The sequence below is a fragment of the Flagellimonas oceani genome, from assembly GCF_011068285.1.
GTDB lineage: Bacteria > Bacteroidota > Bacteroidia > Flavobacteriales > Flavobacteriaceae > Flagellimonas > Flagellimonas oceani.
In genome coordinates this window covers 4,056,560-4,076,550 of sequence record NZ_CP049616.1, presented here as the reverse complement: position 1 = coordinate 4,076,550, position 19,991 = coordinate 4,056,560, and the positions used below count along the sequence as shown (strand labels likewise).

Sequence of the window (19,991 nt, the reverse complement as noted above, 5' to 3'; positions counted from 1 at the left end):
ATTTATGCGGACGAGTTAAATCTATCCTATACTTCCTTTGCTTATTTTTACCCCATGCCCAAGTACGATTACATTATTATAGGAGCTGGAGCCGCTGGCCTTTTGCTGGCCAATGCGTTGGGCAAGGACGAGTTCTTTGCATCCAAATCCATTTTGGTGCTGGACAAGGACGATAAAACCCAAAATGACCGCACTTGGTGTTTTTGGGAACGGGGCGATGGCGCGTTTGATGATTTAATTCATAAAACTTGGGATAACATCTACGTAGGCGGGCAGCAACTTCAAAAATCGACCCCCATTGCACCATACACGTACAAAATGCTCCGGGGCATTGACTTCTACAATCACTTTGTACCAAAGGTAAAGGCCTATCCCAACATCACTTGGGTACAGGAAGAGGTGACAGGCATCCAAGAGCATGAAAATGAAGTTTTAGTCGCTACATCTTCCCAAAAATATATAGGGCAAACGGTATTTTCCAGTATATATAACCCTTCCATCCCATTAAAACAAAACAAATACCCTGTTTTGCAACAACACTTTGTGGGATGGAAAATAAAAACCGAACAGTCGGTATTTAATATTGATGAAGCTACTTTTATGGACTTTTCCGTGCCCCAAAAAGGCAATACACGTTTTATGTACGTGCTTCCTTTTTCATGTAATGAAGCTTTGGTGGAATATACCTTGTTCTCCGAGCGGCTTTTGGAAAAAAGTGAGTATGGGGAAGCTATCAAAACCTACATTACAGAGCACTACGGTAATATAAAATACTCCATTGAAGAAACCGAATTCGGCAGTATTCCGATGACCTGCTATTCGTTTCATAAACACAATACCGATCGGGTTTTTCATATGGGAATTGCTGGTGGATGGGCCAAACCAAGTACGGGCTATACCTTTTACAATACGAGCCAACAAGTGCCCAAATTGGCGGAGCATTTAAAGGCAAACAAACCATTGACCGCATTCCATCAAAAAAGCAGGTTTTTATTCTACGATATGCTCTTGTTGGACATTTTGCACGAGAACAATCACTTGGGACACGAAATCTTCGAGTCGATGTTCAAAAGAAGAAAGGCATCCTTGATTTTAAAATTCCTCGAGAACGAGACCAATTTGTGGGAAGAGCTCAAAATTGTGACCGCTCCCAAACCCATGCCGTTTATCAGGGCGCTCTTAAAGCGAATCTTTTAAACCGTACGCTCCATCAAACTTTCGCCAAATTGTTGTAGTAAAGTCTTGCTTTTTTTCGGTAGCTCGGTTTCTTTCAAAGCATCAAATGCCTTTTGGGTAAAGCTCTTGATCGCACTTTTTGTTTCCTCTACTGCCCCACTCTCCTTAAAAATGGCTTTTACGGCAGCTACTTTAGCTGTAGCATCCTCTGGTTTTATGGAATAGAGATGCAACAATCCTTCTTTATCGTCCTTGGAGGCCTTTTCCAACGATTTTAAGTACAGGTAGGTCTTTTTGTTCTCCATGATATCCCCTCCTACCTGCTTGCCAAAGGTTTTGGGATCTCCAAAGGCATCCAAATAATCATCTTGCAATTGGAAGGCAATGCCCAGATTACGGCCAAACTCATAAATGGCATCGGCATCTTTTTGGGAGGCATTGGCCACGATGGCCCCCATCTTCATAGCGGCGGCAACCAATACGGAGGTCTTGTACTCTATCATTTTAAGATATTCGGGAATTGTTACATCGTCACGGGTCTCAAAATCAACATCATATTGTTGACCTTCGCATACCTCAAGGGCCGTTTTACTGAACAGCTTGGTAAGTTCAACATATATTTCAGCGGAATAGCTTTCAAAAAATTGATAGGACAAGATCAACATGGCATCCCCGGATAGGATTCCTGTGTTTATGTCCCATTTTTCATGTACCGTTGTTTTTCCCCTTCGCAAAGGGGCATCGTCCATAATATCGTCGTGCACCAAGGAAAAGTTATGGAACATTTCCACGGCCAGTGCTGCATCCAGCGCATCTTCTACTTTTGCGCCAAAGGCCTCGGCCGTCATCAAGGTGAGAATGGGGCGCATCCGTTTGCCCCCCAATCCCAAAATATATTTCACGGGCTCGTACAGAGTCTTGGGCTCCCCTAGTTGGTTCCTTTCATTGAGGTACGTAACAAACTGCTCCCTATACTGACTAATGATATCGATGTTTGACATGCGACCAAAAATACATTCAAATATTGAATTTGATATAAAGGCCACGGTCTAAAACTTGGATACTTTGTATCCATTTTTCCGAAAACAGGATTCTTTTGAAAAAAATTTCAGAAAAACTGCAATGAAATACTTTTTCTTCGTCTCTATAAGTGAAAAGCAACCGATTCAACCGAATGGCAGCCAAAACCGATAACCGAAATAACCTGACCGACTTCTTTACCGAGGAGTATGGCTCGCTGCGCTCCTACGTGCAATCGAGGATCAGGGATACATCGGAACGGGATGCGGAAGATATTGTACAGGATGTTGCGCTGCGGATGTTTTCTCGATCGGATGACGCCTTGCCCATAACCAACGTTGGGGGGTTTGTGTACAATGCCATTAGGAACAGGATCATAGACATTATGCGCGGCCAAAAAGAGAGAAAACTGCCAAGTGAGGACATAGACCGGCAATGGCAGGAGTTTGCCGAGTTTTTTTATGGGGATGCGGACAACCGCTACTCTCTGGAAATGGAGCAAGCCTTAAAAAAAGCGGTGGAAGATTTAAAACCTGCCTACAGGGATATTGTCATTGCCATAGATTTTGAAGGATACAATTACAACCAAATTGCAAAAAGAACTGGAATACCGGCAGGCACATTAATGTCCAGAAGGCACCGTGCCATGTCGGAACTATCAAAAACATTGGAAAACATAAAAGAACTGAATTATGGAACATAAAAAAGATTTTGAGAAAGCCGTGGAAAAGAAGGTGGAGCGAACCGTAAAAAAGGTGATTAAAATAATTGCCATGGTGATTTTAGGCGTATTGGTATTCCTTTTGGCCAATTATCTGCTGATGCGACTATGGAACTGGTTGATGCCCGACCTTTTTGGTGTGGGAACCGTTACCTATTGGCAGGCATTGGGTGTCTTTATACTGGCTAAACTGCTGTTCGGCTTTGGCGGCGGCGGTGGAAAAAGCAAGAGCGGCAGTCACAAAAAGAAGATTAAATCGTCCAACAAATGTACGCCTTGGAGGAGGGACTTTGATGAGTGGAAACACTACGACCAATTTTGGAAAGAGGAAGGCGAAGAAGCCTTTAAAGCATATGTTGAAAAAATCAAAAACGAGAATCATGATACATCAGAAAAAAATTAAAGCCCGAAAGAAGTACTTACTTCAGTTCAGTCCGTTTTTTTGGCGGTTGGGACAAATCGATTCAGACCCGGCCAAGCAAGATGGACAGCTTAAGCCTGTGTTTGTGAATGGCAATGGGAAAGAATCCAGTTAAAACAAAAAATGAATCCCTCGTTAAAAAATTGTAAAACCATGGAAACTTTTTTTGTTTTTAAAGTTTCCATACTTACATTTGGCCCTGATTATGAGGGAAAACATTATACATAAGGCCACCGAAATGTTCTTGAACCTAGGTTTTAAGAGCATTACCATGGACGATCTGGCCAATGAAATGGGTATTTCAAAAAAAACGATCTACTCCCATTTTAAGAACAAGACCGAACTGGTAGAGGAATCTACCATGGCCATGTGCGATTTTATCACCAGCGGAATCGACGATATCGTTGAACTGAAAAAAAATCCGATCGAAGAGCTTTATGAAATCAAAAGATTTGTAATGGTGCACCTAAAGGATGAAAAATCTTCCCCATTGTACCAACTGCAGAAATATTATCCCAAAATTCATTCGGGCCTAAAGGAAAAGCAATACAATTCCATGCACGGTTGTGTCCTGGAAAATGTGAGGCGTGGTATGGAAATGGGCATTTACAGGGACAACCTCAATGTTGAATTTGTTTCCAGAATTTATTTTACCGGCGTCATGAGCATAAAGGACAACAATTTGTTCCCCACCGAGATTTTCAGCAAAGTAGAATTGCTGGATTATTATTTGGAATACCATCTTAGGGGCATTGTAACCCCGGAAGGAAGAAAAATACTCAACTCAATCATCAATTCAAACAAAGAATAAATGCGAAAAACGTTAATCAATCTATTACTTATACTGCCCTGGTTGGCATCCGCACAAGATACCATTCCAAGCCTTAGTTTGGATCAGGCGATCATCTTTGCACTGGAGAACAATTATACCGCTATAAATGCCGAACGGGACATACTGGACGCCCAAAAGCAAAAATGGGAGACCATTGCTGCCGGACTGCCGCAGATCAACGGAGCAGTGAGTTATCAAAATCAATTAAAGCAGCCCGTTTCCCAAATTCCTGCCGAATTTTTTGGAGGGGAGCCGGGAACCTACCAAGAAGTCGTATTTGGGCAGGCACAATCCATGTCCGCCACGGCCACGCTGCGGCAGCAAATTTTCGATGGATCGTACATTGTTGGCGTACAGGCCACCAAGACCTTTTTGGAATACAGCCAAAACAACAAGGAAAAAACGGAACTCGACATTCGTAAATCGGTGGTCGAGGCCTATGGCAATGTACTTTTGGCAAGGGAGAGTGTCATCATTTCCGAAAAAAACAAAGCTACGCTGGAAGAGAACCTTTATGAGACCAAACTCACCTACGAAAACGGGCTTGGTGATGAGGAAAGCGTAGACCAATTGCAGATTACCCTCTCTACAGTGGACAATCAACTCAAGAATGCTCGCCGTATGGAGGAGATAACCCTTCAAATGCTGAACTTGGTGCTGGGGCTTCCTATTGAAACGCCTACCGTTTTGACCGAAAATCTGGACGACCTCACCCAAAAGGAAATCGATCTTGGATTGATCGACGCCGAATTCAACATCGAAAACAATGTGGATTATAAAATAGCCTCCAACCTTAACGAGCAACGATTTTTTGAATTGAAATTGGCCAAGAGCCGGGCGCTTCCCACTTTAAATGCTTTCGTCAACTACGGCGGAAACTCGTTCAGTGATAGCTTTAATTTTCTGGACAGTGGGCAACAATGGTTCGGTTCATCCATTTTAGGGGTAGATCTAAATATTCCCATTTTTAGTTCGTTGGGGAGAAGTGCGAGCACCCAGCGGGCCAAAATAGCTCTGGAAAAGGCCAAGACACAATTTACCGAGGCACAGGCACAGATTCGTCTTCAACTGGAGAGTGCCAAGAGCGATTATATCCTGGCCATTGAACAGTACGGAACCTCAAAGGATAATTTGGAGCTGGCCGAACGCATCGAAAATAAAAATCAGGTAAAATACGAAGAGGGATTGGCCACCAGTTTTGAACTGAGACAGGCCCAGACCCAATTATATACCAGTCAGCAAGAATATTTACAATCCATGGTCGATGTCATCAACAAAAAGACAGCACTGGAAAATATTTTAAATCAATAACACAAGAGAAAACCATTCCATCATGAGAAAAGCAATATATATAACACTAACTGCAGTAGTTCTGGCTTCTTGCGGAGGCGACAGCAGCAAATCTTTGGACAAAGCTTTGGCCAGCAAGGATATTGAGACCATCCGTGCCAAACACGCAGAAATCTCCAGTAAAAAGAAAGCATTGGAACAGCAATTAAAATCTTTGGACTCGGCCATTGCACTGCTGGATAATTCGGCAAAACTGCCCTTGGTGACCACCATTGAGGTGCACCCGGAGAAATTTGACCATTACTTGGAACTCCAAGGCGATGTTAAGACCAAACAGAATGTTTTGATATACCCCGAAATGTCCGGAACCTTGAACCGTGTCTATGTAAAAGAAGGTCAAAAAGTTTCGAAGGGACAGTTGTTGGCCTCCATAGACGATGGCGGGCTATCCAGTCAGTTGGCACAGCTAAAAACACAGGCGGAACTGAGCAAGACCACTTTTGAGCGACAAAAAAGGCTTTGGGAACAAAACATCGGTTCCGAAATACAATACCTTCAGGCAAAAACCAATTACGAAGCACAGGAAAATGCCGTAAAACAAATGGAGAGCCAAGTAGGCAAATCAAGTATTAGGGCCCCGTTTACCGGCATTATTGACGATGTGATCAAAGATGAGGGTACCGTGGTAAGCCCAGGTCCAGGTTCCGAAGTGTTCCGAATCGTCAACCTATCCAATATGTACATCAACGTGGAGGTGCCCGAGAGCCATTTGCCCAATGTTACTCCTGGTAAAGATGTAAAGGTGTACTTCCCTGTTTTGGGCGATAGCGTTGCCACTACGGTACGCCAAACAGGAAATTTTATTAATCCGAGCAACAGATCGTTTACCGCCGAGATTCCTGTACCAAGCCTTGATGGAAGGGTAAAACCCAACCTTACGGCAAGGGTAATGATCAACGATTATACCAGTGAAGAGGCCATTCTTATCCCACAAAGTGTGCTTTCCGAAAATGCGGACGGCGAACAATACGTGTATCTCGTGGATGCCGATTCCTTGAAGAACGATCCTGTGGCCAAAAAAGTCGTGATAAAAACAGGAAAAACACAAGGCGACTACGTTGAAGTGCTTTCTGGAATCAAGGAGGGCGATGCCATTATCGATGAAGGTGCCCGTAGCGTGAAAGAAGGACAACAAGTCAATATAAAAAATAGCTAGACAGCCAAAGCAGCAATAAATTATGAGCAAACAAAAGAAAAATGTAGACAAGGAGTTTCGGCTGTCCTCTTGGGCCATAGATAACCAGACCACAATGTATGTGCTGATCCTGCTTATCCTTATCCTTGGTGGCATGGCCTATTTTAGCATGCCCAGGGAAAGCTTTCCGGAGGTAAAGGAAACCAAAATATATATTAGTTCCCTATATCCCGGAAATACTGCAGAAGATATTGAAAAACTGATTACGGACCCGCTTGAGGACGAGCTCAAGACCGTGAGCAATCTGGTAGAGATCACCTCTACCTCCCAAGAAGATTACTCCATGATCATTGTGGAGTTTGATGAAAACATATCGGTTGAGGCGGCCCTGCAAAAGGTAAAGGACGAAGTGGACTCCAAAACTGCGGGAGAGGATTGGCCCACTTTTAACGGAGCAAAGGTAGAACCCAATGTTTTTGACCTAAGCCTTTCGGAGGAAATGCCCATACTCAACATCAACATTTCCGGTGATTATCCCATAGAAAGACTGAAAGAGTTCGGCGAACACCTTGAAGATGAGATAGAAGGCCTTTCAGAAATCAAACAAGTGGACATTCGTGGTGCACAGGAAAAAGAAGTGGAAGTTGCCGTTGACATTTACAAGATGATGGCCGCCAAAGTCAGTTTCAACGATGTGATCAACAGCATCAGCAACGAAAATCTGACCACTTCCGCAGGAAACCTTGTTGCCAGTGGGCAACGCAGGACCATACGGATCGTTGGGGAAATCGACAAACCCAAAGAACTCGAAAACTTTGTGGTGAAATCCGAAAACGGAAACCCTATTTACCTAAAGGATATTGCGAAGGTCACTTTTAAAGAGGAGGACAAGACCACCTATGCACGGGAATTTGGCCACCCGGTAGTAATGCTGGACGTAAAAAAGCGTTCGGGAAAAAACATGGTCGCCGCCGTAGATCAGATCAAAGTGATCGTGGACGATGCCATAGAGAATGAGTTTCCTCAAGATCTTACCGTCACCATAGCCAACGACCAATCTTCCAAGACCATTGGCCAAGTAGATGATTTGGTGAACAATATTATCTTCGGTATCATATTGGTGGTAACCGTTCTGATGTTCTTTTTAGGTTTCAAAAATGCATTGTTCGTAGGTTTTGCCATCCCAATGTCCATGTTTATGTCACTAATGATATTGGACGTAATGGGCTACACCATGAACACCATGATCCTCTTTGGACTAATTATGGGACTGGGAATGTTGGTGGACAACGGTATCGTGGTCGTGGAGAACATTTACCGGCTTATGGACGAGGAAAAGATGCCTCGTATCGAAGCTGCCAAAAAAGGTATCGGTGAGATTGCGTTCCCCATTATTATTTCAACCCTGACCACGGTTGCGGCCTTTGTGCCGTTAGGGCTTTGGCCAGGTATCATGGGACAGTTCATGAAATATTTCCCCATAACGTTGTCCGTGGTTTTGGGATCATCCCTGTTTGTGGCCATCTTCTTCAACTCCGTTCTTGTATCACGTTACATGACCACAGAGGACAAGGAAATGCCCTTAAAACAGATTGTCCGCATTACCTCGATTATGTCCGTTATAGGTATCATTATCATCATTTTTGGAGGCGATTATAGAGCGTTGGGGTCCTTAATGGTCCTTACGGCCATCATGTTATGGATATACCGTTTGTTCCTAAGGAATTGGGCCGGTATATTCCAAAATAGGATTCTGCCAAAATGGGAAAGCTTTTACGAAAGGACGCTTCGGTATTCACTTGCCGGTAGAAAACCAATCATTATTGCTATTACAACTTTTGTACTGCTTTTGATAGCCTTTATTGGTTTTGGTGCCTCTGTTGGAAGCCAAAGAACCAAGGTGGAATTCTTCCCGGACAATAAGCCGAACCAGATTATCGTGTATATCGAATATCCCGAGGGTACCGATATCAAAAAAACAAATGAAATCACCAAGGACATTGAGAAACGGGTGTACGATATCATCAATTCGGACGCCTACATGAACGGTGATTACAATTTTATGACCGAAAGTGCCGTATCGCAGGTTGGTGAAGGTGCCGGTAACCCACAGACCGATGGTGGTTCCAGCGCCGAAATGCCCAACCGTGGAAAAATTACGGCCACACTTCGAGAATTCAAGTATCGTGAAGGGGCGGACAGCCAAGAGTTGTTGAGAAAAGTTCAGGAAGCCCTGAAAGATGTGTATCCAGGCGTCGCCATTTCTGTGGAAAAAGATGCCGTTGGGCCTCCCGTGGGCTATCCCATCAACATAGAATTGGAGGGAGAGGATTATACCGAGTTGATCAACACTGCCGAAAGGATGCGGAATTTCATCAATTCCAGAAACATTCCCGGAATCGATGAGCTCAAGATAGACGTTAACAAATCCAAGCCATCCATGTTGGTACAAGTGGACCGCAAAAAAGCAGGTGAACTGGGCATCGCAACAGGCCAAATAGGCCAGCAGCTCCGTAGTTCCATTTTTGGTTCCAAAGCAGGTATTTACAAAGAAGGTGGCGAAGATTACGACATTTATGTACGATTCAACGAAGATGACCGGTACAACACAAGTGCCCTGTTCAACCAGCGCATCACATTTAGAGACCCGTCCAGTGGACAGATCAAGGAAGTTCCTATTTCTGCGGTCACCAAGCAGACCAATAGCACTGGGTTCAGCGCCATTAAGCACCGGGATGTAAAACGGGTGGTAACCGTTTATTCCGCATTGGCTTCGGGCTATACGGATGCCGGTGCCATTGTGGGCAAGATCCAGGAGGAAATGAACGATTTTGAAAACCTTCCTGATGACATAAGTATCGATTATACCGGACAGATTGAAGAGCAGAACAAGCAGATGGCCTTTTTGATGGGTGCCTTCTTTACCGGTCTTGGTCTGATATTCTTCATTTTGATCTTCCAATTCAACTCCATAAGCAAGCCGGGCATCATCATGCTAGCGATTTTCTTGAGTTTGATAGGTGTGTTCGGAGGTATCGTGGCCACTGGAAGCGCATTTGTGATCATGATGACCATGATGGGAATTATCTCACTTGCCGGTATTGTGGTGAACAATGGTGTGGTACTATTGGATTATACCCAACTGCTAATCGATAGAAAAAAGGTGAAATTAGACCTTGATGAAGATGGGCTTTTGGAACCGGACGATTTCTTGGAATCCGTGGTAAGGGGAGGAAAATCCAGGTTGCGCCCCGTACTGTTAACGGCCATTACCACCATTTTAGGTTTGATTCCGTTGGCAACAGGGTTCAACATCAACTTCTTTACCCTAATGAGCGAGTTCGATCCTGATATTTATTTTGGGGGTGACAACGTTATTTTCTGGGGGCCATTGGCTTGGACCGTGATCTATGGATTGTTGGTAGCAACCTTCTTAACATTGATCGTTGTTCCGATTTTGTTCACTTTGGTTTACAAACTCAAACTAAGGATTAGAAAAAGAAAGTTGGCAAGGCAAGAGCGACAACAGCAACAAATTGAAACTGCAACTTCTTAAATACAGTTCAAAACAACAAAAAAGCCCCGACCATTTGGTCGGGGCTTTTTCTTAAACACTGATTTTTTACTTATTGGTTTACCGTTACGGCATCGCCTTGGTTCCAATTTTTTACTTGAACAATTCGGTTGTCCGTAAAGTCCACTTCGCTCAATTCATCATTCTTCCAAAAGAACCATTTACCGGTCTTTTGTCCATTTTCGTATTGGCCTGTGGCAATTTTTTTACCTTCAACATTGAACATTACCCAATCACCATGCAACTTTCCGTTCAACATATAACCTGTTTGGGCAATTTCGCCATTGTCATGAAAATAAGTGGCTTTCACCATTTTTCCCATTTTTTCAAAGGTCGGTTTGGCATCTTGAGCAGATACACCAACCACAAACATCACCGCCAAAAATAATACTGCTTTTTTCATACTATATGGGATTTAATATTGTTAGTATCAATTTGATAACGTATCAAAGTTACTTAAATTTTACATTAATAACACGCTTACATAACATTTAATTTACATTAAGTTAACCTAAAAAAGTTATTTAATTGTATTTCAGCATGTTAAATATTATCCAAAATCAATACAAGCAGTCTTTTAACGAGGATTTTTGTACCATATCGTACTTAAAAGTAACAAATATTTATATCCAATGTTAATTTAACGTTATGTAAAATATTGCGGTTTGTCATTTTTGAAGTTCAAAAAACAAGTCCATGAGAAAAACAGCATATCTCCTGTAAAATATCCACATTCCTATTAAATTTGCCCTCTCATAACAAACATCATGTACAGAAGCAAAACTTGCGGTGCATTAAGGGCATCGGATATAGGTTCGGAAGTTATTTTAAGTGGATGGGTACACAAGCTACGCGACAAAGGTTTTGTGGCTTGGGTCGATTTACGCGACCGATACGGCATTACACAATTGGTATTCGACCAAGAACGCACCTCAAAAGAACTTTTGGAGCAAGCTCGCGAACTGGGACGTGAAACCGTTATCCAAGCCAAAGGCCAAGTAATAGAAAGGGCTTCCAAAAATCCAAACATTCCTACGGGAGAAATAGAGGTACTCGTTACCGAGCTCACCATCTTGAATGAATCCCTCCTACCGCCCTTTACCATTGAAGATGAAACCGATGGCGGAGAGGATATCCGCATGAAATATCGCTATTTGGACATCCGAAGAAATCCCGTAAAGAACAAACTCATATTTAGGCACAAGGTGACCATGGAGGTCAGAAAATATCTGTCCGACCAAGGATTTATCGATATTGAAACGCCTTACCTCATTAAATCAACCCCCGAGGGAGCCAGGGACTTTTTGGTGCCCAGCCGAATGAACGAAGGCCAGTTTTACGCCCTGCCCCAATCCCCACAGACCTTCAAACAATTGTTGATGGTGGGTGGAATGGACAAATATTTCCAAATCGTGAAATGTTTTAGGGACGAAGACCTCCGTGCAGACCGCCAGCCCGAATTTACCCAAATTGACTGTGAAATGGCGTTTGTGGAACAAGAAGACATTTTAAATACATTTGAGGGATTGACGAAGCATCTTTTAAAAGAAATCAAAGGTGTGGAAGTGGATGAATTTCCACGAATGACCTACGATGATGCCATGCGACTGTACGGCAATGACAAACCGGATATCCGTTTCGGGATGGAATTCGGGGAACTCAATGAAGTTGCACAGCATAAAGATTTCAATGTATTCAATGCTGCTGAATTGGTCGTCGGAATTGCGGTACCGGGTGCAGCTTCCTATACCCGAAAGGAAATTGACGGTCTTATCGATTGGGTTAAACGCCCTCAAGTCGGTGCCAAGGGAATGGTCTATGTAAAATGTAACGAGGATGGCAGCTACAAATCATCCGTGGATAAATTTTATGACCAAAATGATCTGGCCAAGTGGGCCGAAACGACCGGTGCAAAAGCGGGTGACCTTATCTGTGTACTTTCAGGAAACACCAATGAGACCCGTACACAACTTAGTGCCCTTCGTATGGAGTTGGCCACTCGTTTAGGACTTAGAAAAGCTGATGAATTCGCCCCTTTATGGGTCGTGGATTTCCCATTGTTGGAACTGGATGAGGAGACTGGAAAGTACCATGCGATGCACCATCCGTTTACCTCTCCAAAACCAGGTCAGCTGGAATTATTGGATTCAAAGCCCGGTGAAGTAAAGGCCAACGCCTATGATCTGGTACTGAACGGAAATGAGATAGGTGGCGGTTCCATCAGGATATATGACAAAGAAACCCAAGCGACCATGTTCAAACATTTGGGCTTTACGCCAGAAGAGGCCAAGGCACAATTTGGATTTTTGATGGATGCCTTCCAATACGGAGCTCCGCCCCACGGCGGCATTGCTTTTGGGCTGGACAGATTGGTGGCCATTTTGGGCGGGCAAGAGACCATTCGAGACTACATCGCTTTCCCTAAAAATAACAGCGGACGCGACGTAATGATAGATGCCCCGGCGAACATCGACCAAGAGCAACTAAAAGAACTCCATTTAAAATTGGACTTGTAATAATAGAAAATCCCGTTTAGTAAGCGGGATTTTTTAATACTTTTAATAGGTATTACGGACCTCCATGCCCTACAGCAATAAAAAACTGCTCACCCGCTTTTTAAAATGGCGATATAGAAATATCTCCAATAGGACCTTTATTCAGATAATGAGTTTGGTCGTTGGGTTTTTGGCAGGACTGGTCGCGGTTACCGTAAAGAACACCACCTATTTTATTGAATCGCTCCTAAAAAAAGGAATTGTTTTCTCGGAGAACCAACTTTATTTTATACTTCCTACCATAGGTCTGACCTTGGTTTATCTCTATGTGAAATTTGTACATAAAGAACCGTTGCAACATGCGGTTTCCTCCATCATATTTTCACTCTCAAAAAAGAGGGGACTGCTCAAACTAAAGGATATTTACACCCCATTGATCACCGCGCCGCTCACCGTTGGTTTTGGTGGTTCCGTTGGATTGTTGGGTCCAGCGGTGAAATCCGGCTCGGCCGTCAGCTCCAATTTGAGCAGATTGTTCCATATTGATGCAAAGACGAGGACCCTTTTGGTTGCCTGTGCTTCGGCAGGTGCGATAGCGTCCATTTTCCAGTCGCCCATTGCCGCCATAATTTTTGCAGTGGAGGTCTTTACGTTGGATTTGACCATGATGTCCATGTTGCCCTTGCTTTTGGCCTCAATTTCTGGAGTGCTTACCTCCTATTTCTTTTTGGGCAACGAAGTATTGTTCAGTTTTTCGCTATCCGAAGGCTTTAAACTCGAGGACACCGCCTTTTATATTTTATTGGGGGTAGGTACAGGATTTGCCTCCATCTATTTCACCAAAATGTACTTTCGGATACTCTCATTGTTTAAAAAATTGAAAAGTCCAAAGTATAAATTATTGGTCGGTGGAATAGCCATCGGGATAATGCTATATGCCATTCCCCCACTCTACGGTGAAGGTTTCGGGTTTATAAACAGCCTATTGGATGGCGACCACTTAAAAGCGTTGGGCACAACCCCCTTTGATGATTATACCCATAACATTTGGGTGGTGATCGCCCTCTTGTTCGGCATCACCATCTTCAAGGCCATTGCCATGACCACCACCATTGGCGCAGGGGGAGCTGGAGGAGTATTTATCCCGACTATGGTGATGGGCAGTGCATTTGGCAACGTTGTGGGCAAAGTCATTAATAATCTAGGGTTGGGCTTCTCGGTCTCGGAAAGCAACTTTACATTGATTGGAATGGCCGGTCTCATTGCCGGGGTAATCCACGCGCCGTTGACCGCCATATTCTTGATAGCCGAAATCACAGGAGGATACCAACTCTTCGTCCCTTTGATGATAACCGCTGCCATTTCCTATTTAATCACCAAAAATGCCCTCGATTATACGATTTACACCAAGGAGTTGGCCAAAATAGGGGCGCTTTTGTCCCACAACAAGGACCAAATGGTGCTCGGGCTCATGGAAATGGACGATGTCATCGAAAAGAACTTTAAACCGGTCCATCCAAAAATGTCCTTGGGCGAGATGCTGCATCAATCCGTATCCAAATCCAAAAGAAACCTGTTTCCTGTGCTTGATGATGAGAAAAAGTTAATTGGAATAATCGTCTTGGACGACATCAGGCCCATGATGTTCGACACAGAGATATATGACACTGTTTTTGTTAAAAATTTGATGCATGCTCCTCCAGAGGTTATCTTTTACGAAACGGACAACATGAAACAGGTAATGAAAAAGTTTCAAGACAGCGGCGCTTGGAACTTGCCCGTCATCAAAAATGGCAAATATGAGGGCTTCATCAGCAAATCAAAAATGTTGACCGCATATCGCAGAAAATTGATCAATTATTCACAATGAAAATCAAACTGAAACATATTGTTTTTCTGATCATGTTGGCGTCTTTGGGTGCCATATTTTATGGGCTTTCCCTGGAAGGCGAACATCCGCAGGCACCAAAGTATATTGGCGGAGGCACTGTAGGACTATTTTTGGTGGCCATGCCACTTTTCCTTTGGAAGGAGAGCAGGTTCAAAAACATGAAAGATTACATGCTTACCAAGGAAAATATTAAGAAAATGCAGGAAAAAGAGCAAAAAAACACTGAAAATCAATAATTTTCATAAGATTTAAAGTTCATTTTATGCAATCAGTCATAAAAAAAGTTACATTCGTATTTTAACATTTTATTTATTTTTTAATGACTGGTACAGTAAAATTTTTCAATGATTCCAAAGGTTATGGTTTCATTACGAACGACGACACAGGAAAAGATATCTTTGTTCATGTTACGGCATTGAACGGAGTGGAATTGAACGAAGGCGACAAAGTAGAATACATCGAAGAAGAAGGAAGAAAAGGAGTGGTTGCTTCGCGCGTGCAAGTAATCGGATAAAAAATATTTTATTTTGATTTGATTTAAAACCTCGGCAAGTCCGGGGTTTTTTCTTTAATTGAGGTTTCTCCGTTGAATAAAGAATCGTTTGAGCAACTCCGAAGCTTCCTTTTCCATTATCCCTCCGACCACCTCCGTTTTAGGGTGCAAATGTCCTCCCATTACGCTAAATCCACGTTCCAAATCCGAAGCCCCGTACACCACTTTGGAAATTTGGCTCCAATACAATGCCCCAGCGCACATTTGGCAAGGCTCCAAGGTCACGTACAACGTACATCCCTGCAGGTATTTACCGCCCAAGAAATTGGATGCGGCCGTAATGGCCTGCATTTCGGCATGTGCCGTAACATCCCTTAAACGTTCGGTTAAATTGTGGGCCCTTCCGATTATTCTATTATTTACCACAATAACGGCTCCAACCGGCACTTCACCATTCTCGAAGGCGATCTCCGCCTCTTGCATGGCTCTTTTCATAAAATAAGTGTCATCAAACGGGTTCTCCACGATTTTTATGTGATTTTTCAACAGATTGCTAAGCTACACATAAAATAATTTTGGGGAGAATCGATACTTTTGTTTTTTATTCATTGGAAAGACTGTTAAAACATATCGAATCCCCTGAAGACCTCAAAAGATTGACCTTGGACGAGTTGCCCAAGCTTGCGCAAGAATTGAGGGAATTTATTATTGATATTGTTTCCACCAAAGAGGGACATTTAGGTGCCAGTTTGGGCGTTGTGGAACTTACCATTGCCCTTCACTATGTTTTTAATGCCCCGTATGATAAACTTATTTGGGACGTGGGCCACCAAGCCTACGGGCACAAGATTTTGACGGGCCGCAAAGAGATTTTCGACACCAACCGACAATTAGGGGGCATTAGCGGTTTCCCAAAACGCAGTGAAAGCGAATATGACGATTTTGGCACGGGGCACAGCTCCACCGCCATATCCGCCATCCTTGGCATGTCCATGGCCTCTAAACTGAAAAACGACTTCAATAGACAACATATTGCCGTGGTGGGCGATGCATCAATCGCGAGTGGAATGGCCTTTGAAGGCCTCAACCATTTGGGCGTGACCGATGTCAACACCTTGATTGTTTTGAACGACAATGCCATCGGAATCGATCCTAGCGTAGGTGCGTTAAAAAAATACCTTACCAATGTCAAGGCCGGCACCGCGAAGGACGAGAACATTTTTGAATGCCTTAATCTCAACTATACAGGTCCTATTGATGGCCATGACCTAAAAGCCCTTGTTGCAGAACTGGAACGTTTAAAACATGTTGATGGGCCAAAATTGCTCCACATCATCACGACCAAAGGCAAAGGCTTAAAGCAAGCCGAAGAAGACCAAGTCGTGTACCATGCCCCCGGTAAATTTGACAAGACCACGGGGGAACGGTTAAAAAAATCCGGGCAAGCGCAACCGCCCAAATATCAGGATGTTTTTGGGCATACCATTGTGGAATTGGCCCAAAAAAATGAAAAAATCGTAGGGATTACACCAGCTATGCCGAGCGGCAGCTCCCTGAAATTTATGATGGAAGAAATTCCAGAGCGCGCTTTTGATGTAGGCATCGCGGAGCAACATGCCGTTACCTTGGCCGCGGGTATGGCCACACAGGGGTTGATTCCGTTTTGCAACATCTACTCTACATTTTTGCAAAGAGCCTATGATCAAGTCATTCACGATGTTGCACTACAAAAACTCCCTGTAATTTTCTGTTTGGACAGAGCCGGATTGGTCGGGCAGGATGGCCCTACGCACCATGGAGTTTTTGATATGGCCTTCTTGCGCTGTATTCCCAATCTTACGGTATTTGCCCCGATGAACGAGATGGAGCTCAGAAATATTATGTATACAGCCCAATTGGGGCTCGATGGCCCTATTGCCATTCGATATCCAAGAGGTCGGGGAGCAAACATCGATTGGAAAAATGACTTTGAACCCATCGAGATAGGTACGGGCCGATGTTTAAAAAAGGGATTCAAAATAGCTATACTGACTGTTGGAGATATTGGAAATGGAATTTCCGAACTTATTGCAGGCTTTAGTGCCCCCGAAGCATTGGGGCACTATGATATGCGTTTTGTAAAACCTTTGGACAGAAATCTCCTCCGTAGCATTTTTAACTCCTACGAACATATCATCACTGTGGAAGATGGTACAAAAATGGGAGGTTTTGGTTCTGCCGTTCTCGAATTTGGCAATGAAGAGGGCCTAACAAAACCAGTGAAAATATTTGGGGTTCCTGACCAATTCATAGATCATGGGGAACCCTCCGAAACCCACAAAATGGCTGGTATAGATTTTGATACGATTCACTCATACATACAATCAACCTTAACCCAATGCGATTAAATTGTTTTTTGATTCTGTTCCTAACTGTTTTTCTATCTGCCAATGCCCAGGTAACCCAATTAAAGGCTTTTGAAATTGATAGCACCAATGGTACCTTTAAAATAATCCGCATTAAGGATGTAAAGCTCAAATACCTTACCCGAAATGCAAAATTGACCGACCCACGTACCGTGCTGAACAGGGTAAAACCTTTGAGTATATGGTACAATCGGTTCAAGCCGACATCGTTCTGGAAGAAGGTCAACAAATTCGGGCTCAACATTAGCGAAGTGGCTTTTGTTAACTGGAATGCGGGGGGCGACAACTCCGTTTCGGCACTTGCAAGCGCGGACTTTGCCAGAAATTACAAATTTCGGTATCTGAGTTGGAACAATGAAGCCCAGCTCAGGTACGGGCTAAACGCTCAAGAAGGACGAAAACTGCGTAAAACGGACGACCAGATTAGATTGTCCACAACGCTCAGTTTTAGAAAGGACACCATCACCAATTGGTACTACTCGGTAAAGGCCAACATTCGAACACAATTTTCCAATGGTTATAAATATCCGGATCGGGAAACACCGATTTCAAGATTTATGGCCCCGGGATATTTGTTTGTCGGTGTGGGTACCTCCTATATCCCACCAAAGGACCAGTTCAACCTTTATATTTCGCCCGCTACCTTGAAATCGACCTTTGTACTGGATGAAGCCCTCTCCAATCAGGGCGCATTCGGTGTGGAACCAGGGGACAGGGTGTTTTTGGAACTTGGTTTTTTGGTCACCAACACTTGGGAAACGGAGATTGCGAACAATGTACTGATGAGTCATCGGCTCAACCTGTACACCGATTATGTGCGAAGTTTTGGGAACATTGATGTGGATTGGGAACTCAATTTCAATCTAAAGGTAAATGATTTTCTGAATGCGAATATTGGCACACACATCATCTTTGATGATGACATCAAATTTGATGAGGAAGTTGCAGAGGATGGGACCGTCATCAACCCCGGTGTAGCAAAAATCCAGTTCAAACAGCTCTTGGGGGTCGGATTGCTCTATTCGTTTTAAATCTTTTTGCCGGTCAACTTATCGTGGATATGCACTGCGGCACTATCGGATAGGCTGGCCACAAAACAACTGGTGTCCAACAATATTTTATAGAGCGATGTATCTGTGTTCCTGTAATTTTCGGGCAAACTTTTGATGAGCAACCGGTCGTAATTGGTATCCTGTCCCTCTTTTACATTGATAAGCGCGGTAGTGTACATATCCAATAAATCCGAAATAATTCGATACCCCGCCAATTCTTTATCTATAACTTCGGTGGATTGATAGATTTTTTCCACGCTCAGTTTAATAATATCATCAACCTGAGCTATATATTTTCCCTTGTCCAACAGTGAAGCATCAAATTCACCATTCAGGATTTTATCCTCGTTCTTTACAAAAACCTCCACCGCATCGCCAATCAATGTACTTATGGCAAGTGCCCTCAAATAACTCAGGCGGTCACTGGACGTGGTCATGGCATTGTACTTTTTGGTATTGATGTTGTCCTTCACCAAATTGATCAGATATTCCAAGGCATATTCCTCGGGAATCAACCCCAAGTTGATGCCATCTTCAAAATCGATGATGGTATAGCATATATCGTCCGCTGCTTCCACTAAATAAGTGAGCGGATGCCTTAAAAATCCGGTTTTAGGATGGGCAGGGTTGGGCAAGAGACCTATTTCTTCCACCAATTCATTAAAAAACGCTTTCTCGGATTGGAAAAACCCGAATTTTTTATCGGCAATGTTCCTCGATGGTTTTTTGGGCAGAGAGGCCTTGGGGTATTTTATAAAGGCACCCAAAGTGGCGTAGCTCAAACGTAGTCCTCCCGGGACCCCTTCGCGGGATTCCGTGAGCAGTTTAAATCCGTTGGCATTGCCTTCAAAATCGATAAGATCCTGAAACTCCTCCGGCGTCAGTACATCTTCGTAGAACTTTCCCTTGCCCTGCTTAAAGTAATTCCCGATGGCTTTTTCACCACTATGCCCAAAGGGGGGGTTGCCAATGTCGTGTGCCAGGGCGGCGGCGGCAACAATGGCACCAAAATCGTTAAAATGATAACCATGGACTTCGGACAGGAACGGATATTTAGACAACACCTGCTGTCCGGCAATGCGCCCCAAACTTCTTCCCACCACAGATACTTCCATGCTGTGCGTTAGGCGCGTATGCACAAAATTCCTTTGCGAACCTACGGCAATAGGCATGGGGAACACCTGTGTCTTATCTTGCAGGCTTCTAAATGCGGACGAAAAAATGATCCGGTCATAATCTACCTCGAAACCTAGTCGGGTCTCGTTCTGTTCCTTGCGAAGACGTTTTCCCGTGTCCCCGTATCTTTTTAAAGAGAGTAACTGCTCCCAGTTCATCGGCCTTTAATTTGTGACGAATATATGCCAAAAGACAAACCTATATACAACACATTGAAAATATTGATATTTTTAGCACCGCATATTGGTAA

The 19,991-nt window shown here is 43.6% G+C and carries 17 protein-coding genes; 13 read left to right on the top strand and 4 right to left on the bottom strand.

Annotation, left to right across the window (positions count from 1 at the left end; all coding sequences use genetic code 11):
* Window positions 1-54: 54 nt before the first annotated feature.
* The gene (locus tag GVT53_RS18440; protein WP_166249949.1) at window positions 55-1,197 is read left to right on the top strand and encodes a lycopene cyclase family protein; all 1,143 of its coding nucleotides are present in this window, start codon (window positions 55-57) and stop codon (window positions 1,195-1,197) included.
* Here GVT53_RS18440 and GVT53_RS18435 read toward each other — a convergent pair.
* Window positions 1,194-2,177, bottom strand: coding sequence for a polyprenyl synthetase family protein (locus GVT53_RS18435; RefSeq protein ID WP_166249948.1), 984 nt, complete (start codon window positions 2,175-2,177; stop codon window positions 1,194-1,196). The two genes, GVT53_RS18440 and GVT53_RS18435, sit on opposite strands and share 4 nt — an antisense overlap.
* 173 nt (window positions 2,178-2,350) lie before the next feature.
* Between GVT53_RS18435 and GVT53_RS18430 the strand changes: the two genes are divergently transcribed.
* The 6 genes from GVT53_RS18430 (at window position 2,351) to GVT53_RS18405 (ending at window position 10,211) form a co-directional block, all read left to right on the top strand.
* Window positions 2,351-2,899 carry an RNA polymerase sigma factor gene (locus GVT53_RS18430; RefSeq protein WP_166249947.1) on the top strand — a complete coding sequence of 183 codons (549 nt, stop codon included), beginning with the start codon at window positions 2,351-2,353 and terminating at the stop codon, window positions 2,897-2,899.
* The gene (locus GVT53_RS18425; RefSeq protein ID WP_166249946.1) at window positions 2,889-3,320 is read left to right on the top strand and encodes a hypothetical protein; all 432 of its coding nucleotides are present in this window, start codon (window positions 2,889-2,891) and stop codon (window positions 3,318-3,320) included. The genes GVT53_RS18430 and GVT53_RS18425 overlap by 11 nt, the downstream gene beginning before the upstream one ends.
* Window positions 3,321-3,543: 223 nt before the next feature.
* Entirely contained in the window at window positions 3,544-4,149 is a 606-nt protein-coding gene (locus GVT53_RS18420; protein WP_166249945.1) for a TetR/AcrR family transcriptional regulator, read from the top strand.
* Window positions 4,150-5,481: a TolC family protein gene (locus GVT53_RS18415; RefSeq protein WP_166249944.1), complete on the top strand. Its 1,332-nt coding sequence runs from the start codon at window positions 4,150-4,152 to the stop codon at window positions 5,479-5,481.
* 22 nt (window positions 5,482-5,503) lie between these two features.
* Window positions 5,504-6,676, top strand: a complete 1,173-nt coding sequence (locus GVT53_RS18410) for an efflux RND transporter periplasmic adaptor subunit (protein ID WP_166249943.1) — start codon at window positions 5,504-5,506, stop codon at window positions 6,674-6,676.
* A gap of 22 nt (window positions 6,677-6,698) precedes the next feature.
* On the top strand, window positions 6,699-10,211 hold the full coding sequence (locus GVT53_RS18405) for an efflux RND transporter permease subunit (RefSeq protein ID WP_166249942.1): 3,513 nt from the start codon (window positions 6,699-6,701) through the stop codon (window positions 10,209-10,211).
* Between the two features lie 70 nt (window positions 10,212-10,281).
* Here the strand turns inward: GVT53_RS18405 and GVT53_RS18400 are convergent, their stop codons facing one another.
* Entirely contained in the window at window positions 10,282-10,632 is a 351-nt protein-coding gene (locus GVT53_RS18400; protein ID WP_166249941.1) for a toxin-antitoxin system YwqK family antitoxin, read from the bottom strand.
* A gap of 364 nt (window positions 10,633-10,996) precedes the next feature.
* Here GVT53_RS18400 and aspS point away from each other — a divergent pair, with 364 nt between their 5' ends.
* The 4 genes from aspS to GVT53_RS18380 all read left to right on the top strand — a co-directional run bounded on the left by aspS (window position 10,997) and on the right by GVT53_RS18380 (window position 15,129).
* Entirely contained in the window at window positions 10,997-12,745 is a 1,749-nt protein-coding gene (gene aspS, locus GVT53_RS18395) for an aspartate--tRNA ligase (protein WP_166249940.1), read from the top strand.
* Window positions 12,746-12,809: 64 nt separating this feature from the next.
* A complete protein-coding gene (locus GVT53_RS18390; protein ID WP_166249939.1) occupies window positions 12,810-14,594 on the top strand; it encodes a chloride channel protein in 1,785 nt (594 codons plus the stop codon).
* Window positions 14,591-14,851 (top strand): hypothetical protein, encoded by a 261-nt coding sequence (locus GVT53_RS18385; protein WP_166249938.1) that lies wholly within the window; start codon window positions 14,591-14,593, stop codon window positions 14,849-14,851. Before GVT53_RS18390 ends, GVT53_RS18385 begins: the two co-directional genes overlap by 4 nt.
* An 83-nt stretch (window positions 14,852-14,934) precedes the next feature.
* Entirely contained in the window at window positions 14,935-15,129 is a 195-nt protein-coding gene (locus GVT53_RS18380) for a cold-shock protein (protein ID WP_166249937.1), read from the top strand.
* 54 nt (window positions 15,130-15,183) lie between these two features.
* Here the strand turns inward: GVT53_RS18380 and GVT53_RS18375 are convergent, their stop codons facing one another.
* On the bottom strand, window positions 15,184-15,633 hold the full coding sequence (locus GVT53_RS18375) for a nucleoside deaminase (RefSeq protein WP_166250536.1): 450 nt from the start codon (window positions 15,631-15,633) through the stop codon (window positions 15,184-15,186).
* An 83-nt stretch (window positions 15,634-15,716) separates the two neighbouring features.
* Between GVT53_RS18375 and GVT53_RS18370 the strand changes: the two genes are divergently transcribed.
* Together GVT53_RS18370 and GVT53_RS18365 are read left to right on the top strand one after the other, a co-directional pair.
* A complete protein-coding gene (locus GVT53_RS18370; RefSeq protein ID WP_166249936.1) occupies window positions 15,717-17,495 on the top strand; it encodes a 1-deoxy-D-xylulose-5-phosphate synthase in 1,779 nt (592 codons plus the stop codon).
* Window positions 17,486-18,544 (top strand): DUF3078 domain-containing protein, encoded by a 1,059-nt coding sequence (locus tag GVT53_RS18365; protein ID WP_166249935.1) that lies wholly within the window; start codon window positions 17,486-17,488, stop codon window positions 18,542-18,544. Before GVT53_RS18370 ends, GVT53_RS18365 begins: the two co-directional genes overlap by 10 nt.
* Here GVT53_RS18365 and dgt read toward each other — a convergent pair.
* Window positions 18,541-19,899, bottom strand: a complete 1,359-nt coding sequence (dgt, locus tag GVT53_RS18360) for a dGTP triphosphohydrolase (RefSeq protein WP_166249934.1) — start codon at window positions 19,897-19,899, stop codon at window positions 18,541-18,543. The genes GVT53_RS18365 and dgt overlap by 4 nt on opposite strands.
* Between the last annotated feature and the right edge of the window lie 92 nt (window positions 19,900-19,991).

Bases quoted from the DNA above. Each gene is read 5' to 3' on its own strand.
- GVT53_RS18440 (WP_166249949.1), top strand. From the start codon at position 55: ATGCCCAAGTACGATTACATTATTATAGGAGCTGGAGCCGCTGGCCTT.
- GVT53_RS18435 (WP_166249948.1), bottom strand. From the start codon at position 2,177: ATGTCAAACATCGATATCATTAGTCAGTATAGGGAGCAGTTTGTTACG.
- GVT53_RS18430 (WP_166249947.1), top strand. From the start codon at position 2,351: ATGGCAGCCAAAACCGATAACCGAAATAACCTGACCGACTTCTTTACC.
- GVT53_RS18425 (WP_166249946.1), top strand. From the start codon at position 2,889: ATGGAACATAAAAAAGATTTTGAGAAAGCCGTGGAAAAGAAGGTGGAG.
- GVT53_RS18420 (WP_166249945.1), top strand. From the start codon at position 3,544: ATGAGGGAAAACATTATACATAAGGCCACCGAAATGTTCTTGAACCTA.
- GVT53_RS18415 (WP_166249944.1), top strand. From the start codon at position 4,150: ATGCGAAAAACGTTAATCAATCTATTACTTATACTGCCCTGGTTGGCA.
- GVT53_RS18410 (WP_166249943.1), top strand. From the start codon at position 5,504: ATGAGAAAAGCAATATATATAACACTAACTGCAGTAGTTCTGGCTTCT.
- GVT53_RS18405 (WP_166249942.1), top strand. From the start codon at position 6,699: ATGAGCAAACAAAAGAAAAATGTAGACAAGGAGTTTCGGCTGTCCTCT.
- GVT53_RS18400 (WP_166249941.1), bottom strand. From the start codon at position 10,632: ATGAAAAAAGCAGTATTATTTTTGGCGGTGATGTTTGTGGTTGGTGTA.
- aspS (WP_166249940.1), top strand. From the start codon at position 10,997: ATGTACAGAAGCAAAACTTGCGGTGCATTAAGGGCATCGGATATAGGT.
- GVT53_RS18390 (WP_166249939.1), top strand. From the start codon at position 12,810: ATGCCCTACAGCAATAAAAAACTGCTCACCCGCTTTTTAAAATGGCGA.
- GVT53_RS18385 (WP_166249938.1), top strand. From the start codon at position 14,591: ATGAAAATCAAACTGAAACATATTGTTTTTCTGATCATGTTGGCGTCT.
- GVT53_RS18380 (WP_166249937.1), top strand. From the start codon at position 14,935: ATGACTGGTACAGTAAAATTTTTCAATGATTCCAAAGGTTATGGTTTC.
- GVT53_RS18365 (WP_166249935.1), top strand. From the start codon at position 17,486: ATGCGATTAAATTGTTTTTTGATTCTGTTCCTAACTGTTTTTCTATCT.
- dgt (WP_166249934.1), bottom strand. From the start codon at position 19,899: ATGAACTGGGAGCAGTTACTCTCTTTAAAAAGATACGGGGACACGGGA.